This is a genomic window from Stenotrophomonas sp. YJH_SMC_133 (genome assembly GCF_059370655.1).
Genome location: NZ_JCAFTW010000007.1, coordinates 66,656 through 85,080, shown reverse-complemented (window position 1 = coordinate 85,080; position 18,425 = coordinate 66,656). Strand labels below are relative to the sequence as shown.

16 protein-coding genes are annotated in these 18,425 nt (G+C 67.0%); all 16 read left to right on the top strand.

Going from position 1 to position 18,425, the window contains the following annotated elements:
- The 16 genes from AC5P78_RS11515 to fabZ all read left to right on the top strand — a co-directional run bounded on the left by AC5P78_RS11515 (position 1) and on the right by fabZ (position 18,418).
- Positions 1 to 2,379, top strand: a complete 2,379-nt coding sequence (locus AC5P78_RS11515) for a fimbria/pilus outer membrane usher protein (RefSeq protein WP_414498566.1) — start codon at positions 1 to 3, stop codon at positions 2,377 to 2,379.
- Complete coding sequence (locus tag AC5P78_RS11510; RefSeq protein WP_033834090.1) at positions 2,376 to 3,410, top strand: Csu type fimbrial protein; 1,035 nt, start codon at positions 2,376 to 2,378, stop codon at positions 3,408 to 3,410. Before AC5P78_RS11515 ends, AC5P78_RS11510 begins: the two co-directional genes overlap by 4 nt.
- A 203-nt stretch (positions 3,411 to 3,613) precedes the next feature.
- Positions 3,614 to 3,859: a hypothetical protein gene (locus AC5P78_RS11505; protein ID WP_012479612.1), complete on the top strand. Its 246-nt coding sequence runs from the start codon at positions 3,614 to 3,616 to the stop codon at positions 3,857 to 3,859.
- Complete coding sequence (locus tag AC5P78_RS11500; RefSeq protein ID WP_414498567.1) at positions 3,859 to 4,557, top strand: fimbrial biogenesis chaperone; 699 nt, start codon at positions 3,859 to 3,861, stop codon at positions 4,555 to 4,557. The genes AC5P78_RS11505 and AC5P78_RS11500 overlap by 1 nt, the downstream gene beginning before the upstream one ends.
- Before the next feature lie 220 nt (positions 4,558 to 4,777).
- Complete coding sequence (gene rpsB / locus AC5P78_RS11495; RefSeq protein ID WP_005408748.1) at positions 4,778 to 5,584, top strand: 30S ribosomal protein S2; 807 nt, start codon at positions 4,778 to 4,780, stop codon at positions 5,582 to 5,584.
- Positions 5,585 to 5,709: 125 nt separating this feature from the next.
- Entirely contained in the window at positions 5,710 to 6,585 is an 876-nt protein-coding gene (gene tsf / locus AC5P78_RS11490) for a translation elongation factor Ts (protein WP_005408747.1), read from the top strand.
- A 224-nt stretch (positions 6,586 to 6,809) separates the two neighbouring features.
- The gene (locus AC5P78_RS11485) at positions 6,810 to 8,348 is read left to right on the top strand and encodes a GGDEF domain-containing protein (protein ID WP_005412741.1); all 1,539 of its coding nucleotides are present in this window, start codon (positions 6,810 to 6,812) and stop codon (positions 8,346 to 8,348) included.
- Between the two features lie 121 nt (positions 8,349 to 8,469).
- Positions 8,470 to 9,198: a UMP kinase gene (gene pyrH, locus AC5P78_RS11480; protein WP_005408745.1), complete on the top strand. Its 729-nt coding sequence runs from the start codon at positions 8,470 to 8,472 to the stop codon at positions 9,196 to 9,198.
- Between the two features lie 96 nt (positions 9,199 to 9,294).
- The gene (gene frr / locus AC5P78_RS11475; RefSeq protein WP_005408744.1) at positions 9,295 to 9,849 is read left to right on the top strand and encodes a ribosome recycling factor; all 555 of its coding nucleotides are present in this window, start codon (positions 9,295 to 9,297) and stop codon (positions 9,847 to 9,849) included.
- Positions 9,850 to 9,854: 5 nt separating this feature from the next.
- Positions 9,855 to 10,622: a polyprenyl diphosphate synthase gene (gene uppS / locus AC5P78_RS11470; RefSeq protein WP_005408743.1), complete on the top strand. Its 768-nt coding sequence runs from the start codon at positions 9,855 to 9,857 to the stop codon at positions 10,620 to 10,622.
- Positions 10,619 to 11,455: a phosphatidate cytidylyltransferase gene (locus AC5P78_RS11465; protein ID WP_005408742.1), complete on the top strand. Its 837-nt coding sequence runs from the start codon at positions 10,619 to 10,621 to the stop codon at positions 11,453 to 11,455. Before uppS ends, AC5P78_RS11465 begins: the two co-directional genes overlap by 4 nt.
- 2 nt (positions 11,456 to 11,457) lie before the next feature.
- Positions 11,458 to 12,648 (top strand): 1-deoxy-D-xylulose-5-phosphate reductoisomerase, encoded by a 1,191-nt coding sequence (locus tag AC5P78_RS11460; RefSeq protein WP_005408741.1) that lies wholly within the window; start codon positions 11,458 to 11,460, stop codon positions 12,646 to 12,648.
- A gap of 55 nt (positions 12,649 to 12,703) precedes the next feature.
- A complete protein-coding gene (gene rseP / locus AC5P78_RS11455; protein ID WP_099562088.1) occupies positions 12,704 to 14,062 on the top strand; it encodes an RIP metalloprotease RseP in 1,359 nt (452 codons plus the stop codon).
- Between the two features lie 74 nt (positions 14,063 to 14,136).
- Positions 14,137 to 16,500 carry an outer membrane protein assembly factor BamA gene (gene bamA, locus AC5P78_RS11450; protein WP_024956313.1) on the top strand — a complete coding sequence of 788 codons (2,364 nt, stop codon included), beginning with the start codon at positions 14,137 to 14,139 and terminating at the stop codon, positions 16,498 to 16,500.
- A 440-nt stretch (positions 16,501 to 16,940) separates the two neighbouring features.
- Positions 16,941 to 17,963: a UDP-3-O-(3-hydroxymyristoyl)glucosamine N-acyltransferase gene (lpxD, locus tag AC5P78_RS11445; RefSeq protein WP_100438038.1), complete on the top strand. Its 1,023-nt coding sequence runs from the start codon at positions 16,941 to 16,943 to the stop codon at positions 17,961 to 17,963.
- Positions 17,960 to 18,418 carry a 3-hydroxyacyl-ACP dehydratase FabZ gene (fabZ, locus tag AC5P78_RS11440; RefSeq protein WP_005408737.1) on the top strand — a complete coding sequence of 153 codons (459 nt, stop codon included), beginning with the start codon at positions 17,960 to 17,962 and terminating at the stop codon, positions 18,416 to 18,418. The genes lpxD and fabZ overlap by 4 nt, the downstream gene beginning before the upstream one ends.
- The last annotated feature ends 7 nt before the right edge of the window (positions 18,419 to 18,425 follow it).

Below are 18,425 nucleotides of genomic sequence, written 5' to 3'. Positions count from 1 at the left end.
ATGGGCGCGCTGTTTGCTGCCCTGGCTCCTGCGGCGACCGAAGCCGCCGATGTGTCCGGCGTGGCTGCCGCCGGGGCTGCGGACGTCTCCGGGGTGTCGGCCGACGCGATCCTGCCCGCCCCCACGCCCCTGACCGCCAGCCAGACCCTGTACCTGGACGTCTCGCTCAACAGCACGCCCCGCGGCCTGCTGCCGTTCACTGAAACCCGTGGCCGGCTGCAGGCCAGTCCGGAAGTGCTGCGCCAGCTCGGCTTCAGCGCCCGCGGCGATGCGCCGGTCTATCTGGACCAGATCAGCGGGGCCGTTGTGCGCTACGACGCGCATATGCAGACCCTGGCCCTGGACGTGCCGCTGGACCAGCTGACCCTGCCGACCACCGTGCTCAGCCAGCCGCAGACCCGGGCACCGGCCAGCACCGCCTCGCCCGGCCTGCTGCTGAACTACGACCTGTATGGCAGCCGGGTCGACATGCTCGGCAACCTCAGCCTCAGCTCGGAGCTGCGCCTGTTCGGGATCGGCAACGGCACCGTCGAGAACACAGCGATCAGCCGGCGCTACCAGCAGCCCGGCGACCGTCGCTGGCGCGGTGAGAGCGTGCGCCTGGATACGCGCTGGAGCCTGGATTTCCCCGGCAGGGCGATGACGCTGGAGGTCGGCGATTTCTACAGCGGCTTCGTCGACTGGACCCGTCCGGTGCGCCTGGGCGGCCTGCAGATCGGCCGCAACTACGGCCTGCAGCCGTATCGCGTACTCACCCCCACGCCCAGCTTCCTCGGCCAGGCGGTGGTGCCGTCCACGGTCGAGCTGTACGTCGATGGCCTGCGCCAGTACAGCGGGCAGGTGCCGGTCGGTCCGTTCCAGCTGGCCGCGCAACCCGGCATCAGCGGCACCGGCAGCGCACAGGTGGTGGTGACCGATGCATTCGGGCGCATGCAGACGCTGGATTTCAGTTTCTATGGCACCCAGCAGCTGCTGGCCAAGGGCCTGTCGGACTGGTCGGCCGGCGTTGGCCGCCTGCGTGAGGATTTCGGCCAGCGTTCCTTCGCCTACGACGATCGCACCGTGGCCAGTGCCAGCTGGCGAGGCGGTATCAGCGACACATTTACCGGCGAAGCACATGCCGAAGGCGGCGGCGGCCTGGCCCACGCCGGCATCGGCGGCTGGTGGCTGCTCGGCGGCGCGGGCGTGTTCCACGCCGCCTATGCGCACAGTGACTATCACGGCCTGCAGGGCGGGCAATGGGCACTGGGCTACAGCTGGAACAACCGCCGACTCAACTTCAATCTGCGCAGCGTGCGCAGCCATGGCGATTACCGCGACCTGGGCGCACTGCAGGGCAACCTGCCGCCGAGCATCAGTGAACAGGCCACGGTCGGCGCCGATCTGCTGCGGCTGGGCACGCTCAGCGCCAGCTACCTGCGCCTGCGCTATCCCGACGGAGACGACAACCGCTACGCCAGTCTGTTCTGGTCACGCACCTGGAGCCAGCGGTGGTCGGCCTACCTGTCGGTGAACCAGAACCTGGACAAGAGCGATGACCGCAGCATCTACCTGTCGGTCACCGCCAGCCTGGGCAACAACCGCCAGGCCAGCCTCTCCAGCCAGCGCAACGGCGACAGCCAGAGCTGGGTAGCGGACGTGACCCAGCCGGTACCCGGCGACGGCAGCGCCGGCGGCGTCGGTTGGCGCGCGCAGGTGCGCCATGGCGAGGACGGCAATGGCGGCCTGGCCGAAGTCGGCATCCTCAATGACGTCGGTCGCTACTCATTCGGCGCCTCGCGCCAGGGCGGCCTGAACTATGCCTACGCCAGCGCCAGTGGCAGCCTGGTGTGGATGGGCGGGCATGCCTTCGCCACCCGCGAAGTCTCCGACGCGTTCGCAGTCATCAGCACCAACGGCGTGGGCGGCGTGCCGGTGCGGCTGGAAAACCGGCTGATCGGCGTGACCGATGATCGCGGCCTGCTGCTGGTCAGCCCACTGCTGTCCTGGCAGCGCAATCGCGTCTCCATCGACACCCTGGACCTGCCCGAGGACATGCGCGCCGATCGCATCGAAGACTGGGTGACACCCCGCCAACGCGCCGGCACCCGCGTGACCTTCGCGCTGCGTTCGCGGCCGTCGTTGAACCTGACCCTGCACGGCATGGACGGGCAACCGCTGGAGGTCGGCAGCGAGGTGCAGCTGCCGGACGGGCGACAGGCGCTGGTGGGCTATGACGGGCTGCTGTACCTGGAAGACGTGTCCGCCGGCAGCGTGCTGTACATCACCACCAGCCGCGGGCAATGCAGGGTGAAGGTACCGGACGTGCCCAAGGTGGTGGCTTCCGGCGCGCGGCCGAAGCCGGCACCGCTGGCGTGCATCCCGGAGGTAGCGCCATGAGGACGTTGCTGCTCGGCCTGCTGCTGGTCGCCGGCCTGCTGGCGGCGGCACCGGCCCGCGCCGTCGCGGTGTGCGCCGCCGTCGCCGACCCGACGCTGCCGTTTGGCAACGTCAACAGCAATGCCCCCGGTGCAACCACAGGCACGCTCAACATCACCGTGACCTGCACCACTGCCGCGCTGAGCGTGCTGGCCACTACCGGCGTGCGGGTCTGCGTGGGCATCGGCGCCGGCAGCGGCGGCGGCAGCAGCTCCAGCTGGCGGACGATGAAGACCAGCACCAGCGACAGCATGAACTTCCAGCTCTACAACACCTCCAACTTCAGCCAGGTGACCGGGTTGACCCCGCGCGGCTCGCCGCCGGCGCAGGAGCTGACCTTGACCTACAACGTGCCCCTGACCGGCGGCAGCGGCACGCAGACCACGCAGCTGTCCGCACAGATCCCCGCCAATCAGATCCTGGCGTCAGGCGCCTACAGCAGCACCTTCAACGGCGCCAACGTGGTGCTGACCTGGGCCTGGAACGAGGTCCTGCTCGGCAATGCCACGGTGCCCGCCAACTGCAACGGCGGCGCCACCGGCACCAACAGCATCAGCAACGCCTTCAGCTTCACCGCCACCGCCAACGTGTTGCCGCAGTGCGGCAGCTACGTCACCACCAACATGGACTTCGGCAACGTCACCGGCGGCATTCCCGCCAACATCGACCGGACCGCCACCCTGACCCTGACCTGCCTGAAGAACACGGCCTACCAGGTCAGCCTCAACAACGGCCAGAACAATCCCACCGCCACCAGCACGCGGCGCATGGCCACCACCATCGGCGGCAGCACCTACTACCTCACCTACGAGCTGTACCGCGATGCCGCGCGCAGCCTGCGCTGGGGCAACACCCTCAACGTCGATACCGTTGGCGGCACCGGAAGTGGCAGCGCGCAGCAGCTCACGATCCATGGCCGGGTGCCGCCGGTCACCGGCCAGCCCCCGGCCGGCATCTACAACGATGTGGTGCAGGTGACGATCACTTATTGACCTGTGTGCCGACCAACGGTCGGCACCCACCAGGCAGGTTTCGGACGATCGACGCCCACCGGGGCGGTTTCGGCAGATCCACGTCATGCGTGGATGCGCGCATCATTCCTGTGCCAGGAGCAGTCGACTGACAGTCGACGCTACAGATTCGGCCGATCCAGCCGATACCGCGCAGCGAGATCTTTCAGCACGGTGGTTGCCAGGTGGCTCGCGCATTTCTGATCGGGGCGATACTGTTCGCCAGCACATCGGCGTGGGCCGAACCCGGCCCCAGCAACCTGCAGATCCGCCTGACCGTGGTCGAAGCCTGCCGCGATGACCCAGGCAGCACCCACTGCCCCGCACCCCACCAGCGCAGCGACACACCGCAACTTCCGCCCCAGGTCCGCGAGCTCGCGCCTCCCGCCGACGACGAAGACACGACGTCCGCCGTGACCGTCATCTACTGATGCGGGCACTTCTGACCCTGCTGGCGATGCTGCTGGCGTTGCCTGCCGCGGCATTGGACCTGTTGCCGACCACACTGCAGCTGCCCGCCGAAGGTGGCCAGGGCGAACTTTGGCTCTTCAACCCCGGCCCCGGCCGCTGGCAGGGCCGGGTACAGATCCTGTCGTGGGACCAGCAGACCGACGCCGACGTGCTGCGTCCCACCGACCAGGTGCTCGCCAGCCCCACCCTGCTCGACATCCCGCCCGGCGTCCGACAGCGCATATGGCTGCTGCCACGCCAGCCGGCATCCGCTGTCGGCGAACAGGCCTATCGGGTCGTCCTGGCCCCCACTACGCCAGGGCTGCAGCGCTATTCGCTGCCGTTGTTCCGCGGGCACGCCACGCCAATGGCCCAATCGCGGCTGCATGCAGGGATCGAACCCGGCCAGTCACATACCTTCCTGCGACTGAGCAACACCGGTACCCTGCACGCACGCCTGAACGATCTCGCCTACATCACCAGCGGCGGTCAGCGCACCCTGCTGCTGCCCGGCCTGGCCGGGTATCTGCTGGCCGGCCATGAGCGCCGCTGGGCCCTGCCCGCCCGCGCTGATGGCTACGCCGGCGGTCATTTCCAGGCCCGGCTGCAGGATGGCCGCGTGATCGATCTGGTCGCTCCAGGCCCGGCAATTGCAGCCAGCGCACCGAGCGGGCTATAATCGACCGGATTCCTGCCGCCTGCGTGCGCGGGAACCCGTCCACACCGGACGTCACCGGTGAATCCACACCTGCTGCCCCCATCCGTGCCGGGGTGCTCCGCAAGGAGTTCGGCCACGGAGGCAACAGGGAAGCCCAACCCCGGAACCGATCGCGCTTCCACGCGTCCCGCATACCTATCCCCGCGGGCGGAATCGCTGGTTCCATATCAGGAGTATTGCAATGCCCCAGGTCACCATGCGTCAGATGCTGGAAGCCGGCGTCCACTTCGGCCACCAGACCCGCTACTGGAACCCCAAGATGGCTCCGTACATCTTCGGCGCCCGCGGCAAGATCCACATCATCAACCTGGAAAAGACCGTCCCGCTGTTCAACGACGCGATGAACTTCATCTCGTCGGTTGCCCAGAAGCGCGGCACCGTCCTGTTCCTGGGCACCAAGCGCAGCGCCCGCGAAACCATCAAGGAAGAAGCCGAGCGTTGCGGCATGCCGTTCATGAACCAGCGCTGGCTGGGCGGCACCCTGACCAACTTCCGCACTGTCAAGCAGTCGGTTGCCCGCCTGAAGGAACTGGAAGCCGGTGAAACCGACGGCACCTTCGAGAAGCTGGTCAAGCACGAAGTGCTGGGCCTGCGTCGCGAGCGCGACAAGCTGGAAGCCTCGCTGGGCGGCATCAAGGACATGAACCGCCTGCCGGACGCCATCTTCGTGATCGACATCGGCCACGAAGACATCGCGATCAAGGAAGCCAAGAAGCTGGGCATCCCGGTCATCGCCGTGGTCGACACCAACTACAACCCGGAACTGGTGGACTACGCCATCCCGGGCAACGACGACGCCATCCGCGCTGTGCAGCTGTACGCCCGCGCCGCTGCCGACGCCGTGCTGGAAGGCAAGGCTGCTGCTCCGCACGCTGCTTCGGTGCGTGAGGAAGAGTTCGCTGAAGCCGCTGCTGAAGGCGAAGAGAAGCCGGCCCGCCGCGCTCCGGCCAAGAAGGCTGCCAAGAAGGGCGACGACGCCCAGGCCTGATCCAGGCCCGGGGTGGACGCCCGGCGTCCACCCTCCCTGCGCGCAGCCTTTGGCGCGTGACAGGACCGTGTCACACGGGCCGGCCACCATGCCGGCCCAACCCCTTTCTTTCGTGAGGTAATCCCGTGGAAATCACTGCTTCCCTGGTCAAGGAACTGCGCGAGCGCACCGGCGCCGGCATGATGGAATGCAAGAAGGCGCTCACCGAAGCCAACGGCGACATCGACGCTGCTGCTGAAGCCATGCGCAAGTCCGGCGCTGCCAAGGCCGACAAGAAGGCTGACCGCGTGGCCGCCGAAGGCCGTCTGGGCCTGGCCCAGGATGGCGGCAAGGCCGTGCTGGTCGAAGTCAACTCGGAAACCGACTTCGTCGCCAACGATGACAACTTCAAGTCCTTCGTCAATGCCGTTGCCGCTGCCGCCCTGGCATCGGGCGCCACCGACGTTGAAGCCGTGAAGGCTGCCAAGCTGGCCGATGGCCGCACCGTTGAAGAAGCCCGCGCCACCGCCGTGCAGACCCTGGGTGAGAACATCCAGATCCGTCGCATGGTGAATGTCGACACCACCGGCAACATCGGTGCGTATGTCCACACCAACGGCAAGGTCGGCGTGCTGGTCGATCTGATCGGCGGCGACGTCGAGCTGGCCCGTGGCCTGGCCATGCACGTGGCTGCGCTGAAGCCGCCGCACAACAAGGCTGCGGACGTTCCGGCCGACTTCGTCGAGAAGGAAAAGGAAATCGAGCTGGCCAAGATGTCCGAAAAGGACAAGGCCAAGCCGGCCGACATCCTGGAAAAGATCATCAGCGGCAAGATCAACAAGATCGTCAGCGACGTGACCCTGTACGGCCAGACCTACGTGCTGGGCGACACCACCGTCGAGCAGGTGGTCAAGGCCGCTGGCGCCGATGTTGCTGGCTTCAAGCTGCTGATCGTCGGCGAAGGCATCGAGAAGGTGGTGGAAGACTACGCCGCCGAAGTTGCCAAGGCGATGCAGGTCTGATTCCAGCCTTCCGGCTGTGAAGCAACCAGAAGGAGCCGCGGGAGACCGCGGCTCTTTTTTTATGCCGGCGGCCCTGTGGGGTGCGCACAGCGGCACCTTTGCGTTGCGCGCGAATCAAGCCGATACTCGGCACAGGGAATCAACAGTCATTTAGCAGGAACGAAAATCGCGGACTGTGATGCATTCCTAGGTATTCTTGTCCCAATGGAATTGAACGACCCGACATGCCTCCCGAGCTGACAGCTGCCCTGGCGCTCTGCCGCAACCTGCCCTCGCCACCCGGTATTGCCCTGCGCATCATCGAACTGGCACAGGACCCGGAAGCGGATATCGCCACCGCCGCCGACATCATCGCCATCGACATGGCGCTGAGCGCTCGCATGCTGCGCATCGCCAATTCGCCGCTGTACGCCAGCCGCCGCCGGATCGAGAACCTCGGCCAGGCACTGACCATGCTCGGCCTGAATGCCACGATCAGCCTGGCCCTCGGCTTCACCGTCACCCAGGGGCTGACCGGCGGCACCGGCGCCGACCACGACCTGCGCCAACGCGCCTGGAAGCGCAGCATCCTCAGCGCGCTGGCCGCCAGCCAGCTGGGCCAGGCCCGCGGCCTGCGCCGGCTGGAAGAACTGATGCTGGCCGGCCTGCTGCAGGACCTGGGCGTACTGTGCCTGGCCCAGGCCGAATCGGAGCGCTACCTGCCGCTGCTGCGCGAAGCACGCGACAACATCGACCTGGTCGCGCGCGAGCGCGACGAACTGGGCTGCAGCCACGCCGAGGTCGGCGCCTGGGTGGCCGAGCAGTGGGGCCTGCCGCGCTACCTGGTGGAGAGCATCAGCCACAGCGAAGACCTGGACGCCGCGGAATCGCCGTTCCAGGCCTGCGTGCAGCTGTCCGGTGCCGTGGCCGACATCTGGCTGGACGATGACGCCGATGCCGCCCGCGAGCGCGCCCTGCAGCAGGTGCATGACCGCCTTGAACTGGACAGCGCCCGTTTCGACCAGGTCCTGACCCGCATCAGCGAGGCCCTGCCGGACATCGCCAGCCTGTTCGAGGCCGGCCTGAATTCCCCCTCGCGGGTGCGCGAACTGATCGACCACGCGCAGGAGCTGGCCACCCTGCGCAACCTGCGCGAACTGCAGGATGCCGACCAGGCCCGTCGCCGCGCCGACGAATTCGAAGCCCGGGCCAAGCGCCTGGCCGACCAGGCCCATCGAGATGCCCTCACCGGCGTGCTCAACCGGCGCCAGCTGGAAGCCGTGCTGGAGCAGGAATTCCTGCGCGCCGGTCGCCAGGGCTGGCCGCTGTCGGTGGCCTTCATCGACCTGGACGACTTCAAGAAGATCAACGACGCCCATGGCCACCTGACCGGCGACGAGGTGCTGCGGGCCTTTGCCGGCAAACTGCAGGGCCAGCTGCGCCACAGCGACACCGTGGCCCGCTTCGGCGGCGAGGAGTTCGTCGCGCTGCTGCCGAACACCAGCGAAACGGTAGCACTGGACGTGATCCGCCGGGTACTGGCCAACATCGTTGCCACGCCGATGGCCGAACTGGAAGGCGGCCCGCTGTTCGTCACCTTCTCCGCCGGCGTGGCCACCCAGGGCGGCTACGAACGCTTCGCCGACGTGCAGGACCTGCTGCGCGCCGCCGACGACGTGCTGTACCGCTCCAAGAACCTCGGCCGCAACCGGGTGATCGCGCGCTCCCCCGGCGCCCTCGGCCACGACGAGCTGTCAGCGACCGCGGGCGCCGAGCTGGGCTGAACCGGAAGCCCCGGATGACCGGGGCGAACGCCAGGATTTTACGCCGCAGTGCACAAAACACTATGGCCCGACGCCGCATGCGCGTAGAATCGCCCGCGATTTCCACGCACCCGAGGTCCCCATGTCCAAGCTCGCCTATCGCCGCATCCTTCTGAAACTGTCCGGGGAGGCGCTGATGGGAGATGAGGACTACGGCATCGACCCGAAGATCATCAACCGCCTGGCCCGTGAGGTCATCGAAGCCCAGCAGGCCGGTGCCGAAGTAGCCCTGGTGATCGGCGGCGGCAACATCTTCCGCGGCGCTGGCCTGGCCGCAGGCGGCATGGACCGGGTCACCGGCGACCAGATGGGCATGCTGGCCACGGTCATCAACGCCCTGGCCATGCAGGACGCCCTGGAGAAGCTGGGCGCCAAGGCGCGCGTGATGAGCGCGATCAAGATCAACGACGTGTGTGAGGACTACATCCGCCGCCGCGCCATCCGCCACCTGGAAAAGGGCCGCCTGGTGATCTTCGCCGCCGGCGTCGGCAGCCCGTTCTTCACCACCGACTCCGGCGCCGCCCTGCGCGCGATCGAGATCGGTGCCGACCTGCTGCTGAAGGCCACCAAGGTCGATGGCGTGTACGACAAGGACCCGAACAAGCACAGCGATGCGGTCCGCTTCGACAGCCTGAGCTATGACGAAGTGATCCGCCGCGGCCTGGAAGTGATGGATACCGCCGCCTTCGCCCTGGCCCGCGACAGCGACCTGCCGATGCGCGTGTTCGACATGGGCCAGCCGGGCGAGCTGCTGAAGATCCTCAACGGCGAGAACATCGGCACCCTGGTCCAGGGCCGCGATCCGGCCTGAGCCTGAGCGCGCGGCGACAACCGGGCCGATTCAGGCCCGGCAGCGTCCCGTATTCGCCTATAATCGCCCGATTCCAGATACATCCAGGACCGGGCGATGCTCAACGACATCAAGAACAACGCGCAGACGCGCATGGCCAAGAGCATCGACGCTCTGAAGCACACCCTCACCTCCATCCGGACCGGGCGTGCCACGCCGGCCCTGCTGGACCGCGTGACGGTCAATGCCTACGGCAACGCCAGCACCCCGCTGAACCAGGTTGCCTCGATCTCCAACGCCGATGCGCACTCGCTGCTGGTCACCCCGTTCGACAAGGGCATGATCAAGGAGATCGAGAAGGGTCTCTACAACGCCGAGTTCACCCCGAACACGCTGGGCACCGCGATCCGCATCAACATGCCGCCGCCGACCGAAGAGCGCCGCAAGGAGCTGGTCAAGCAGGTGCAGAAGGAAGGCGAAGGCGCCAAGATCGCGATCCGCAACATCCGTCAGGACGCGAACAAGGAAATCGCCAAGCTGGTCAAGGACAAGGCGATCAGCGAGGACGAGAAGAAGCGCGGTGAGGACGACATCCAGAAGTTGACCGACACCAACATCAAGGACGTCGACAAGGTCGTTGCCGACAAGGAAAAAGAACTGCTGTCGGTCTGAAGTCGATGCCTTCAGTCCCGCCTCCGTTGCCGGCCACCCTGCCCCGCCACGTCGCCATCATCATGGATGGCAACGGGCGCTGGGCACAGCAGCGCCGCCGCCCGCGCGTGATCGGCCATCGTGCCGGCGCGCGCGCGGTCAACCGCACCATCGAGCGCTGCCTTGAACTGGGCATTCCGGCGCTGACCCTGTTCGCGTTTTCCAGCGAGAACTGGGGCCGGCCGCAGGAAGAAGTCGACGCCCTGATGAAGCTGTTCCTCGGCGCGCTCGACCGCGAAGTGGACGAACTGCACCGACGCGGCGTGCGCGTACGCTTCATCGGCGAACGCGAGCGCTTTGGTGCCGGACTGGTCAGCCGCATGCAGCTGGCCGAGCAGCGGACCGCCGACAACACCACCCTGACCCTGTCGATCGCCGCCAGCTACGGCGGTCGCCAGGACATCGCCCGTGCCGCGCGCGCACTGGCCGCTGAAGTCGCCGCAGGACGCCTGCTGCCCGAACAGATCGACGAATCGCTGCTGGGCAGCCAGGTCGCCCTGGCCGACCTGCCGCCGCCGGATCTGTTCATCCGCACCGGTGGCGACACCCGCATCAGCAACTTCCTGCTGTGGCAACTGGCCTACACCGAGCTGTGGTTCACCGAGGCGCTGTGGCCGGACTTCGATGCCGCCCTGCTGCAGCAGGCGCTGGATGCCTATGGCAGCCGCGAGCGTCGTTTCGGCCTGACCAGCGCCCAGATCGCCGCACTGGCCACCGAGACCTCCAGCCCATGACCAAGACCCGAGTCCTCGCCGCGCTGATCATGGCGCCGCTCGCCATTGCCGCGATCCTGCTGCTGCCGACGCAATGGCTGGCCGCCGCCGCCGCCGCCGTGCTGCTGATCGGCCTGTGGGAATGGCTGAAGCTGGCCGGCATCGAAGACACCCTCGCGCGCACCGTGCTGCTGGTGCTGAACCTGCTGCTGATGGTGCTGCTGGTGTGGGCCGATGGCAGCACGCTGGTGCTGTTCCAGATCACCACACTGGCAGGTGTTGCCTGGTGGCTGGCGGCGCTGGCCTGGCTGCGCTTCTTCAACTTTGGCGCCCAGCCGACGGCCCCCTCCCGGATCGTGAAGATGCTGGCCGGCACCCTGGCCATCGTTCCTGCCTGGGCAGCGCTGGTACTGATCCACGCTGGCGGTGACCCGCCAGGCAAGCAGGGCCACCTGTGGCTGCTGGCGGCACTGGCACTGGTCTGGGCAGCTGATTCGGGCGCCTATTTCGCCGGCCGTCACTTCGGCAAGCACAAGCTGGCGCCGCGGATCAGCCCCAACAAGACCTGGGAAGGCCTGTTCGGCGGCCTGCTGGCCGGTGTCGCCGTGGCCCTCGGACTGGGCTGGCTGGCCGGCATCGACATCGCGCACCTGCCGGGCCTGCTGATCACCTCGGTGGTGGCCGTATTCGCGTCGGTGCTGGGTGACCTGTTCGAAAGCCTGATCAAGCGCCACGCCGGTGCCAAGGACTCGGGCAACCTGATTCCGGGCCATGGTGGCGTGCTCGACCGCGTCGACGGCGTCCTCGCCGCCGTGCCGGTGTTCGCGCTGGGCAAGGAAATCTTCGGGTTCTGACCATGAATGCTGTCGCAGACCTGCGCCGGGTCGCCGTATACGGCGCCACCGGCTCGATCGGTGCCTCCACGCTGGACGTGATCGCCCGCCACCCGCAGCGCTACCAGGCCACGGTGCTGGCCGCCGGCCGCCAGGTGCAGGCACTGCTGGCCCTGTGCCGCCAGCACAAGCCCGCGCACGCGGTCATCGCCGACGAAGCGCTGTTCACCGAACTGCGCGACGGCCTGCGCGATGCGGGGCTGTCGACCGAGGCCCACGCCGGTCATGCCGCACTGGACCAGCTGGCAGCAAGCGATGCCTGCGACACGGTCGTCGCGGCCATTGTCGGTGCTGCAGGGCTGTCCTCGACCCTCGCCGCCGCTGCGGCCGGCAAGCGCATCCTGCTGGCCAACAAGGAATCGCTGGTACTGGCCGGCGAGCTGCTGACCCGCACCGCCGAGCGCGCCGGCGCCGAGATCATTCCGATCGACAGCGAGCACAGCGCGATCTTCCAGTGCCTGCGTTCGCGCGACGCCAGCATCGACGGCGCCGGCGTGCGCCGGATCCTGCTGACCGCGTCGGGCGGCCCGTTCCGCGGCCGCAGCCGCGCCGAGCTGGCCGAGGTCACCCCGGCCCAGGCCGTGGCTCACCCGAAGTGGTCGATGGGCCCGAAGATCTCGGTCGATTCGGCGACGTTGATGAACAAGGGCCTGGAAGTCATCGAGGCGCACCATCTGTTCTCGGTGCCCGGCGAGCGCATCGAGGTGCTGGTGCACCCGCAGAGCCTGGTCCATTCGCTGGTCGAATTCGTCGACGGCTCGACCCTGGCCCAGATGGGCCTGCCGGACATGCGCACCACCCTGGCGGTCGGCCTGGGCTGGCCGCAGCGCATCGAATCGGGCGTGGCCGGGCTGGACCTGCTGGCGCAGGGCCGGCTGGATTTCGAGGCGCCTGACACCGACGCCTTCCCCTGCCTGGCGCTGGCCTGGCAGGCCATGCAGGCCGGCGGTACTGCCCCGGCGGTGCTGAACGCCGCCAATGAAGAGGCGGTTTCAGCATTTCTTCAGGGCCGGATCGGTTTCCTGACCATCCCGGAGCTGGTTGCTAACGCTCTTTCAACACTGCCGACCCAGCCAGCCGATACACTGGAGGTCCTGTTGTCCGCCGACCAGCGGGCACGCCAGCTCACCCTGAACGCCATCGACGCCGCCTGAACGACCGCCTCGCCCAGCATGACGCCGCCGCCCCTGCCCGCCACTGTGAGCCTGCATGACTGACTTCCTCGGATCGGTCTGGTGGATGATTGTCAGCCTCGGGCTGCTGGTCACGTTCCACGAGTTCGGGCATTACTGGGTCGGCCGCCTCTGCGGGGTCAAGATCCTGCGCTTCTCGGTCGGCTTCGGCCGTCCGCTGTGGTCGCGCCGCGACAGGCACGGCACCGAGTTCGCCATTGCCGCCATCCCGCTGGGTGGCTACGTGAAGTTCCTCGACGAACGTGAGGTCGAGGTCCATCCCCACGAGCGCGGCCAGGCCTTCAACCACAAGACCGTGTGGCAGCGCATCGCCATTGTTGCTGCAGGGCCGATCGCCAATCTGCTGCTGTGCATCCTGCTGCTGTGGGCGATGTTCGTGATCGGCAAGCAGGACTACTCGCCGACGATCGGCCGGGTTGACGGCATCGCCGCCAGCGCCGGACTGCTCAGCGGTGACCGCCTTCTGCGGGTGGATGAGCGCCAGGTCGCCACCCTGGGCGAGGCCAGCATGGCGCTGACCGCCGCCGCGATGGATCGCCGCGACGTCACGCTTGAGGTACTCGACCCTGCGGACCAGGTGCGCGTGCGCACCCTGCCGCTGTCGCAGCTGCCCGCCGGCTTCGATGAACGACGGGTACCGATCCTGGCCGGCCTGTACTGGCAATCGTGGCTGCAGCCGGCGCTGGTCGACTCGCTCACCGCCGATTCGGTGGTCACCGGGCTGCTGCAGCCGGGCGACCTGATCGTGGCGATCGACGGCCAGCGCATCGACAGCGTCGACCAGGTGATCGGCGAGATCCAGGCCCTCGGCCGTGCCGGAGGCCCCGGCATGATCGAGGTCCTGCGAGGCGGTGAACGCCTTGCACTGGAAGTCACGCCCCGCCAGGGCAAGGATGGCAAGGGCAACCCGGTCTGGCAGATCGGCGTCGGCTTCCCCACCACCTACAGCCCCTCCTACGACACCCTGCTGCGCTATGGGCCGCTGGATGCAGTGACCGTCGCCGTACGTGAAACCGGCCGGCTTGCCGCCGATTCGCTGGGCATGATGGCCCGCATCGTCACCGGCAAAGCCTCGCTGCAGAACGTTTCCGGGCCGGTCACCATCGCCCGCGTGGCCAATGTCTCGGCCAAACGCGGCCTCGACTGGTTCCTGCAGTTCCTTGCCCTGCTGTCACTCAGCCTGTGCATCATCAACCTGTTGCCGATCCCGATCTTGGACGGCGGGCACCTGCTGTATTACCTTATCGAGTTGGTCAAGGGCAGCCCGCTGAGCGAGCGTGCCATCGCCGCCGGCCAATACATCGGCTTGGCGTTGCTGGCCGGGCTGATGGGGTTGGCGTTCTACAACGACATCCTCGGCCTGGTCCCGCGATGAACTTTTCCACGTTGTTGCCGTCTACAGCGTCGGCATCCCGCACCAATGAAATCGACCTTCCTACCGGACGTGACATGACGCGACTCCCCAATCGCCGCCTGCTGGCCCTCGCCCTCGCCGCCGTCACCGGCGCTCCCGCCCTGGCCCAGGCAGCCGAGCCCTTCACTGTCAGCGACATCCGCGTCGATGGCCTGCAGCGCATCAGCTCGGGCACGGTGTTCACCTACCTGCCGGTGGAACGGGGCGAGACGATCACCGACAACAAGGTCGGCGAGACCATCCGCGCGCTGTACAAGACCGGCTTCTTCGAAGACGTGCAGCTGGACCGCCAGGGCAGCATCCTGGTGGTGACCGTCAAGGAACGCCCGGCGATCAACAAGCTGACCGTGACCGGCAACAAGGACATCAAGTCCGAGCAGCTGCTCAAGGGCCTGTCCGACATCGGCCTGACCGAGGGTGGCACCTTCGACCGCCTGAGCCTGGACCGCGTGACCCAGGAACTGCGCCGCCAGTACAACGACCGCGGCAAGTACACCGTCGAGATCACCCCGACCGTGAGCCCGCTGGACCGCAACCGCGTGGACATCGCGATCGCCATCAAGGAAGGCAAGGCGGCCAAGATCCGCCACGTCAACCTGGTCGGCACCGAGAAGTTCGAGAGCAAGGACATCCTGGAGACCTGGGAGTCCAAGGAGCACAACTGGGCGTCGTGGTACCGCCGTGACGACCAGTACTCCAAGGAAAAGCTGTCCGGCGACCTGGAAAAGCTCAACTCGTGGTACCTGGACCGCGGCTACGTCGACTTCAGCATCGATTCCACCCAGGTTTCGATCAGCCCCGACAAGCGCGACATGTTCCTCACCGCGGGCGTGACCGAGGGTGCGCAGTACAAGATCTCCGAGATCAAGGTCAGCGGCGACACCATCCTTCCGCAGGAGGACGTCGAGCGCATGGTGATCCAGAAGCCGGGCGACACGTTCTCGCGTGCCCTGCTGGAATTCAGCTCGGACACCATCACCAACTCGCTGTCCAACATCGGCTACGCGTTCGCCAAGGTGAACCCGATCCCGACCACCAACCGTGCCGAACAGACGGTAGGGATCAACATGCAGGTCGTGCCCGGCCCGCGCGTGTCGGTGCGCCGCATCCTGTTCCGTGGCAACACCCGCACCTCCGACGAAGTGATGCGTCGCGAAATGCGCCAGTTCGAGAACAGCTGGTACTCGCAGGCCGCGATCGACCGCTCCAAGATCCGCCTGCAGCGCCTGGGCTACTTCGAGTCGGTGGACGTCGAGACCCCGGCCGTCAGCGGCAGCAACGACCAGGTCGACGTCGTCTACAACGTCAAGGAAACCACCTCCGGCAGCTTCGTGTTCGGCCTGGGCTATTCGCAGTCCTACGGCATGACCACCTCGGTGCAGCTGTCGCAGAACAACTTCCTCGGCGGCGGCAACCGCGTGTCGGTCGAAGCCTCGCGCAGCAGCTACCTGCAGCGCTACGGCTTCAGCTACACCAACCCGTACTTCACCGACGACGGCGTTTCGCTGGGCTACAACCTGTCCTGGCGTGAACTGGACTACTCCGACTTCAACACCGCGCAGTACAACAGCACCAATGGTTCTGCGCAGGTGGTATTCGGCGTGCCGCTGACCGAGACCGACACCGTCTCGCTGATGTTCGGCATCGACAGCAACCAGATCACGACCTACCGTGGCTCGACCCCGGCCTCGATCATCGATTACATCGATGCGGTCGGTTCGCGCACCTTCCATGCCTGGCGTACCGAGCTGGGCTGGGCGCGCGACTCGCGCAACGATTACTTCATGCCGACCCGCGGTACCTACCAGCGCGTCGGTCTGGAAACCACGCTGCCGGGCTCGACCATCGAGTACTACAAGCTGAACTACCAGATCAGCAAGTACTGGCCGATCATGCCGTCGCTGGTGATCAACACCCGCGCCGAAGTGGGCTACGGCGATGCCTACGGCAAGGACTACACCCGTACGATCACCGACGCCGACGGCAAAACCCGTACCGTCACCGCCAGCGGCCTGCCGTTCTTCGAGAACTTCTACGCCGGTGGTACCAACTCGGTACGTGGCTTCGAGGACAACACCCTCGGTCCGCGCGAAGTAACCCAGGGTTATCCGGAAGGCCAGCCGCTGGGTGGTTCGCTGAAGACCGTCGGTTCGGTCGAAGCCTACTTCCCGCGCCTGTTCGACAGCCCATCGGCCCGCGTGTCGGCCTTTGTCGACTTCGGTAACGTCTACAACGGCACCAAGAACTTCAAGGCCAACGAACTGCGCGTCTCCACCGGTGTGGCCCTGCTGTGGCGCGCCCCGGTCGGCCCGATCTCGATCAGCTACGCGTTCCCGCTGAAGAAGGAAGACGGCGACAAGATCGAACGCCTGCAATTTACCTTCGGCGGTCAGTTCTAAGAACTGACCACCGAAGGTGCGCCGCGGCTTGCTGTGCAAGCAGCGGGTCCCGACCTACCTCCTATCCCCCGCGCCATTGGCGCGCCCCCCTTAACAGAAGGGGGGCTCTCCACCAGACGGGGCGCGAAGCGCCGGGCATTGCCCGGCGTTTTCGTTTAGTCCGGATGCGGGAAGCGCGCACCCCGCTTTTGATTTTTTCTGTTTTTCCGTGGCTGGCACTCGCGCCAGGCCGTCGGAGGTCGGACGGGGTGGGGCTGCGGGGGTGTGAGCCGCATGGATGCGGCGACCAAGGCTACATGGACGTACTTGCGCCGCCCCCCGCAGTCCCGCCCCGTCCGACCCAGCCCATGACACTGGCTCTGCCGGCCGCGAGGGGCCCTGCCGTTGGCTGCATATGCCCCCCGCATGACCGCAATGGCGTCACACGTTAAACTCCCGCCGTGAATACTCCCACCTACACCGCCCAGCAACTCGCCGAGCAGTTCGGCCTGCAGGTCCATGGCGACCCCGCCACCGCCATCCACGGCGTGGCCACCCTCGCCCACGCCGGTCCTGGCCAGCTGACCTTCCTCGCCAATCCACGCTACCGCGCCCAGCTGGCCGACAGCCAGGCCTCGCTGGTCGTGCTGCGCGCCGACGACGCCGAAGCCGCCCCCGGCGCCGCGCTCGTGGTCAAGGACCCGTACACCACCTTCGCCAAGATCGCCGCGCTGTTCGACATCGCGCCCACGCGCCCACCGGGCATCCACCCCAGCGCCGTCATTGATCCCAGCGCCCAGGTCGCCGCGAGCGCCCACATCGGCCCCTTCGTCTCCATCGGCGCGCGCAGCGTGGTCGGCGAGAACTGCATCATCGGCACCGGCAGCGTGATCGGCGAAGACTGCAGCCTGGACAGCGGCTGCGAACTGATCGCCCGGGTCACCCTGGTCACCCGGGTCAAGCTCGGCAAGCGCGTGCGCGTGCACCCCGGTGCCGTGCTCGGTGCCGATGGCTTCGGCCTGGCGATGGACGCCGGCAAGTGGATCAAGGTGCCGCAGCTCGGCGGCGTGCGCATCGGCGACGATTGCGAAATCGGCGCCAACACCTGCGTCGACCGTGGTGCACTGGAAGACACCGTGCTGGACGAAGACGTGCGGCTGGACAACCTGGTACAGATCGCGCACAACGTGCAGATCGGTGCGCACTCGGCCATCGCCGGCTGCACCGGCGTCGCCGGCAGCGCCAGGATCGGCCGCTACTGCCTGCTCGGCGGCCACGTCGGCGTGGTCGGCCACCTCGAGATCTGCGACAAGGTCGTGATCACCGGCAAGTCGGTGGTCCGCAATTCCATCCATGAGCCGGGCGAGTACTCGTCCGGCACCCCGTTGACCGACAACCGCACGTGGCGCAAGAACGCCGCGCGCTTCAAGCAGCTGGACGCATTGGCTCGCCGCGTCCTGGCCGCTGGCAAGGAGAAAGAATGAACGACACGCTGCAGCTTCCGATCGACGTCTGCCAGATCCAGGAACTGCTCCCGCACCGCTACCCGTTCCTGCTGGTGGACCGGGTGCTTGAGCTCGACATCGACGCCAAGCGCATCCTGGCGCAGAAGAACGTCAGCATCAACGAGCCGTTCTTCCAGGGTCACTTCCCGGGCCGCCCGATCATGCCCGGCGTGCTGATCATCGAAGCGCTGGCCCAGGCCGGTGGCGTGATGACCCAGCTGACGCTTGGCCGCGATGCGCAGTCCAAGCTGTTCTACATGGTCAAGGTGGAAAACGCCCGCTTCAACAAGCAGGTCGTGCCCGGCGACGTGCTGATGCTGGATGTGCAGATGAAGCGCCTGATCCGCAACATGGGCTGGTACTACGGCGAGGCCAAGGTCAACGGTGAAGTCGTTGCCTCGGCCGAGGTCATGTGCGCCGGTGCCAAGGGCTGATCCACGG

Bases quoted from the DNA above. Each gene is read 5' to 3' on its own strand.
- rseP (WP_099562088.1), top strand. From the start codon at position 12,704: ATGACTGACTTCCTCGGATCGGTCTGGTGGATGATTGTCAGCCTCGGG.
- AC5P78_RS11500 (WP_414498567.1), top strand. From the start codon at position 3,859: ATGCGGGCACTTCTGACCCTGCTGGCGATGCTGCTGGCGTTGCCTGCC.
- uppS (WP_005408743.1), top strand. From the start codon at position 9,855: ATGCCTTCAGTCCCGCCTCCGTTGCCGGCCACCCTGCCCCGCCACGTC.
- AC5P78_RS11460 (WP_005408741.1), top strand. From the start codon at position 11,458: ATGAATGCTGTCGCAGACCTGCGCCGGGTCGCCGTATACGGCGCCACC.
- AC5P78_RS11515 (WP_414498566.1), top strand. From the start codon at position 1: ATGGGCGCGCTGTTTGCTGCCCTGGCTCCTGCGGCGACCGAAGCCGCC.
- pyrH (WP_005408745.1), top strand. From the start codon at position 8,470: ATGTCCAAGCTCGCCTATCGCCGCATCCTTCTGAAACTGTCCGGGGAG.
- AC5P78_RS11485 (WP_005412741.1), top strand. From the start codon at position 6,810: ATGCCTCCCGAGCTGACAGCTGCCCTGGCGCTCTGCCGCAACCTGCCC.
- rpsB (WP_005408748.1), top strand. From the start codon at position 4,778: ATGCCCCAGGTCACCATGCGTCAGATGCTGGAAGCCGGCGTCCACTTC.
- frr (WP_005408744.1), top strand. From the start codon at position 9,295: ATGCTCAACGACATCAAGAACAACGCGCAGACGCGCATGGCCAAGAGC.
- bamA (WP_024956313.1), top strand. From the start codon at position 14,137: ATGACGCGACTCCCCAATCGCCGCCTGCTGGCCCTCGCCCTCGCCGCC.
- AC5P78_RS11465 (WP_005408742.1), top strand. From the start codon at position 10,619: ATGACCAAGACCCGAGTCCTCGCCGCGCTGATCATGGCGCCGCTCGCC.
- fabZ (WP_005408737.1), top strand. From the start codon at position 17,960: ATGAACGACACGCTGCAGCTTCCGATCGACGTCTGCCAGATCCAGGAA.
- AC5P78_RS11510 (WP_033834090.1), top strand. From the start codon at position 2,376: ATGAGGACGTTGCTGCTCGGCCTGCTGCTGGTCGCCGGCCTGCTGGCG.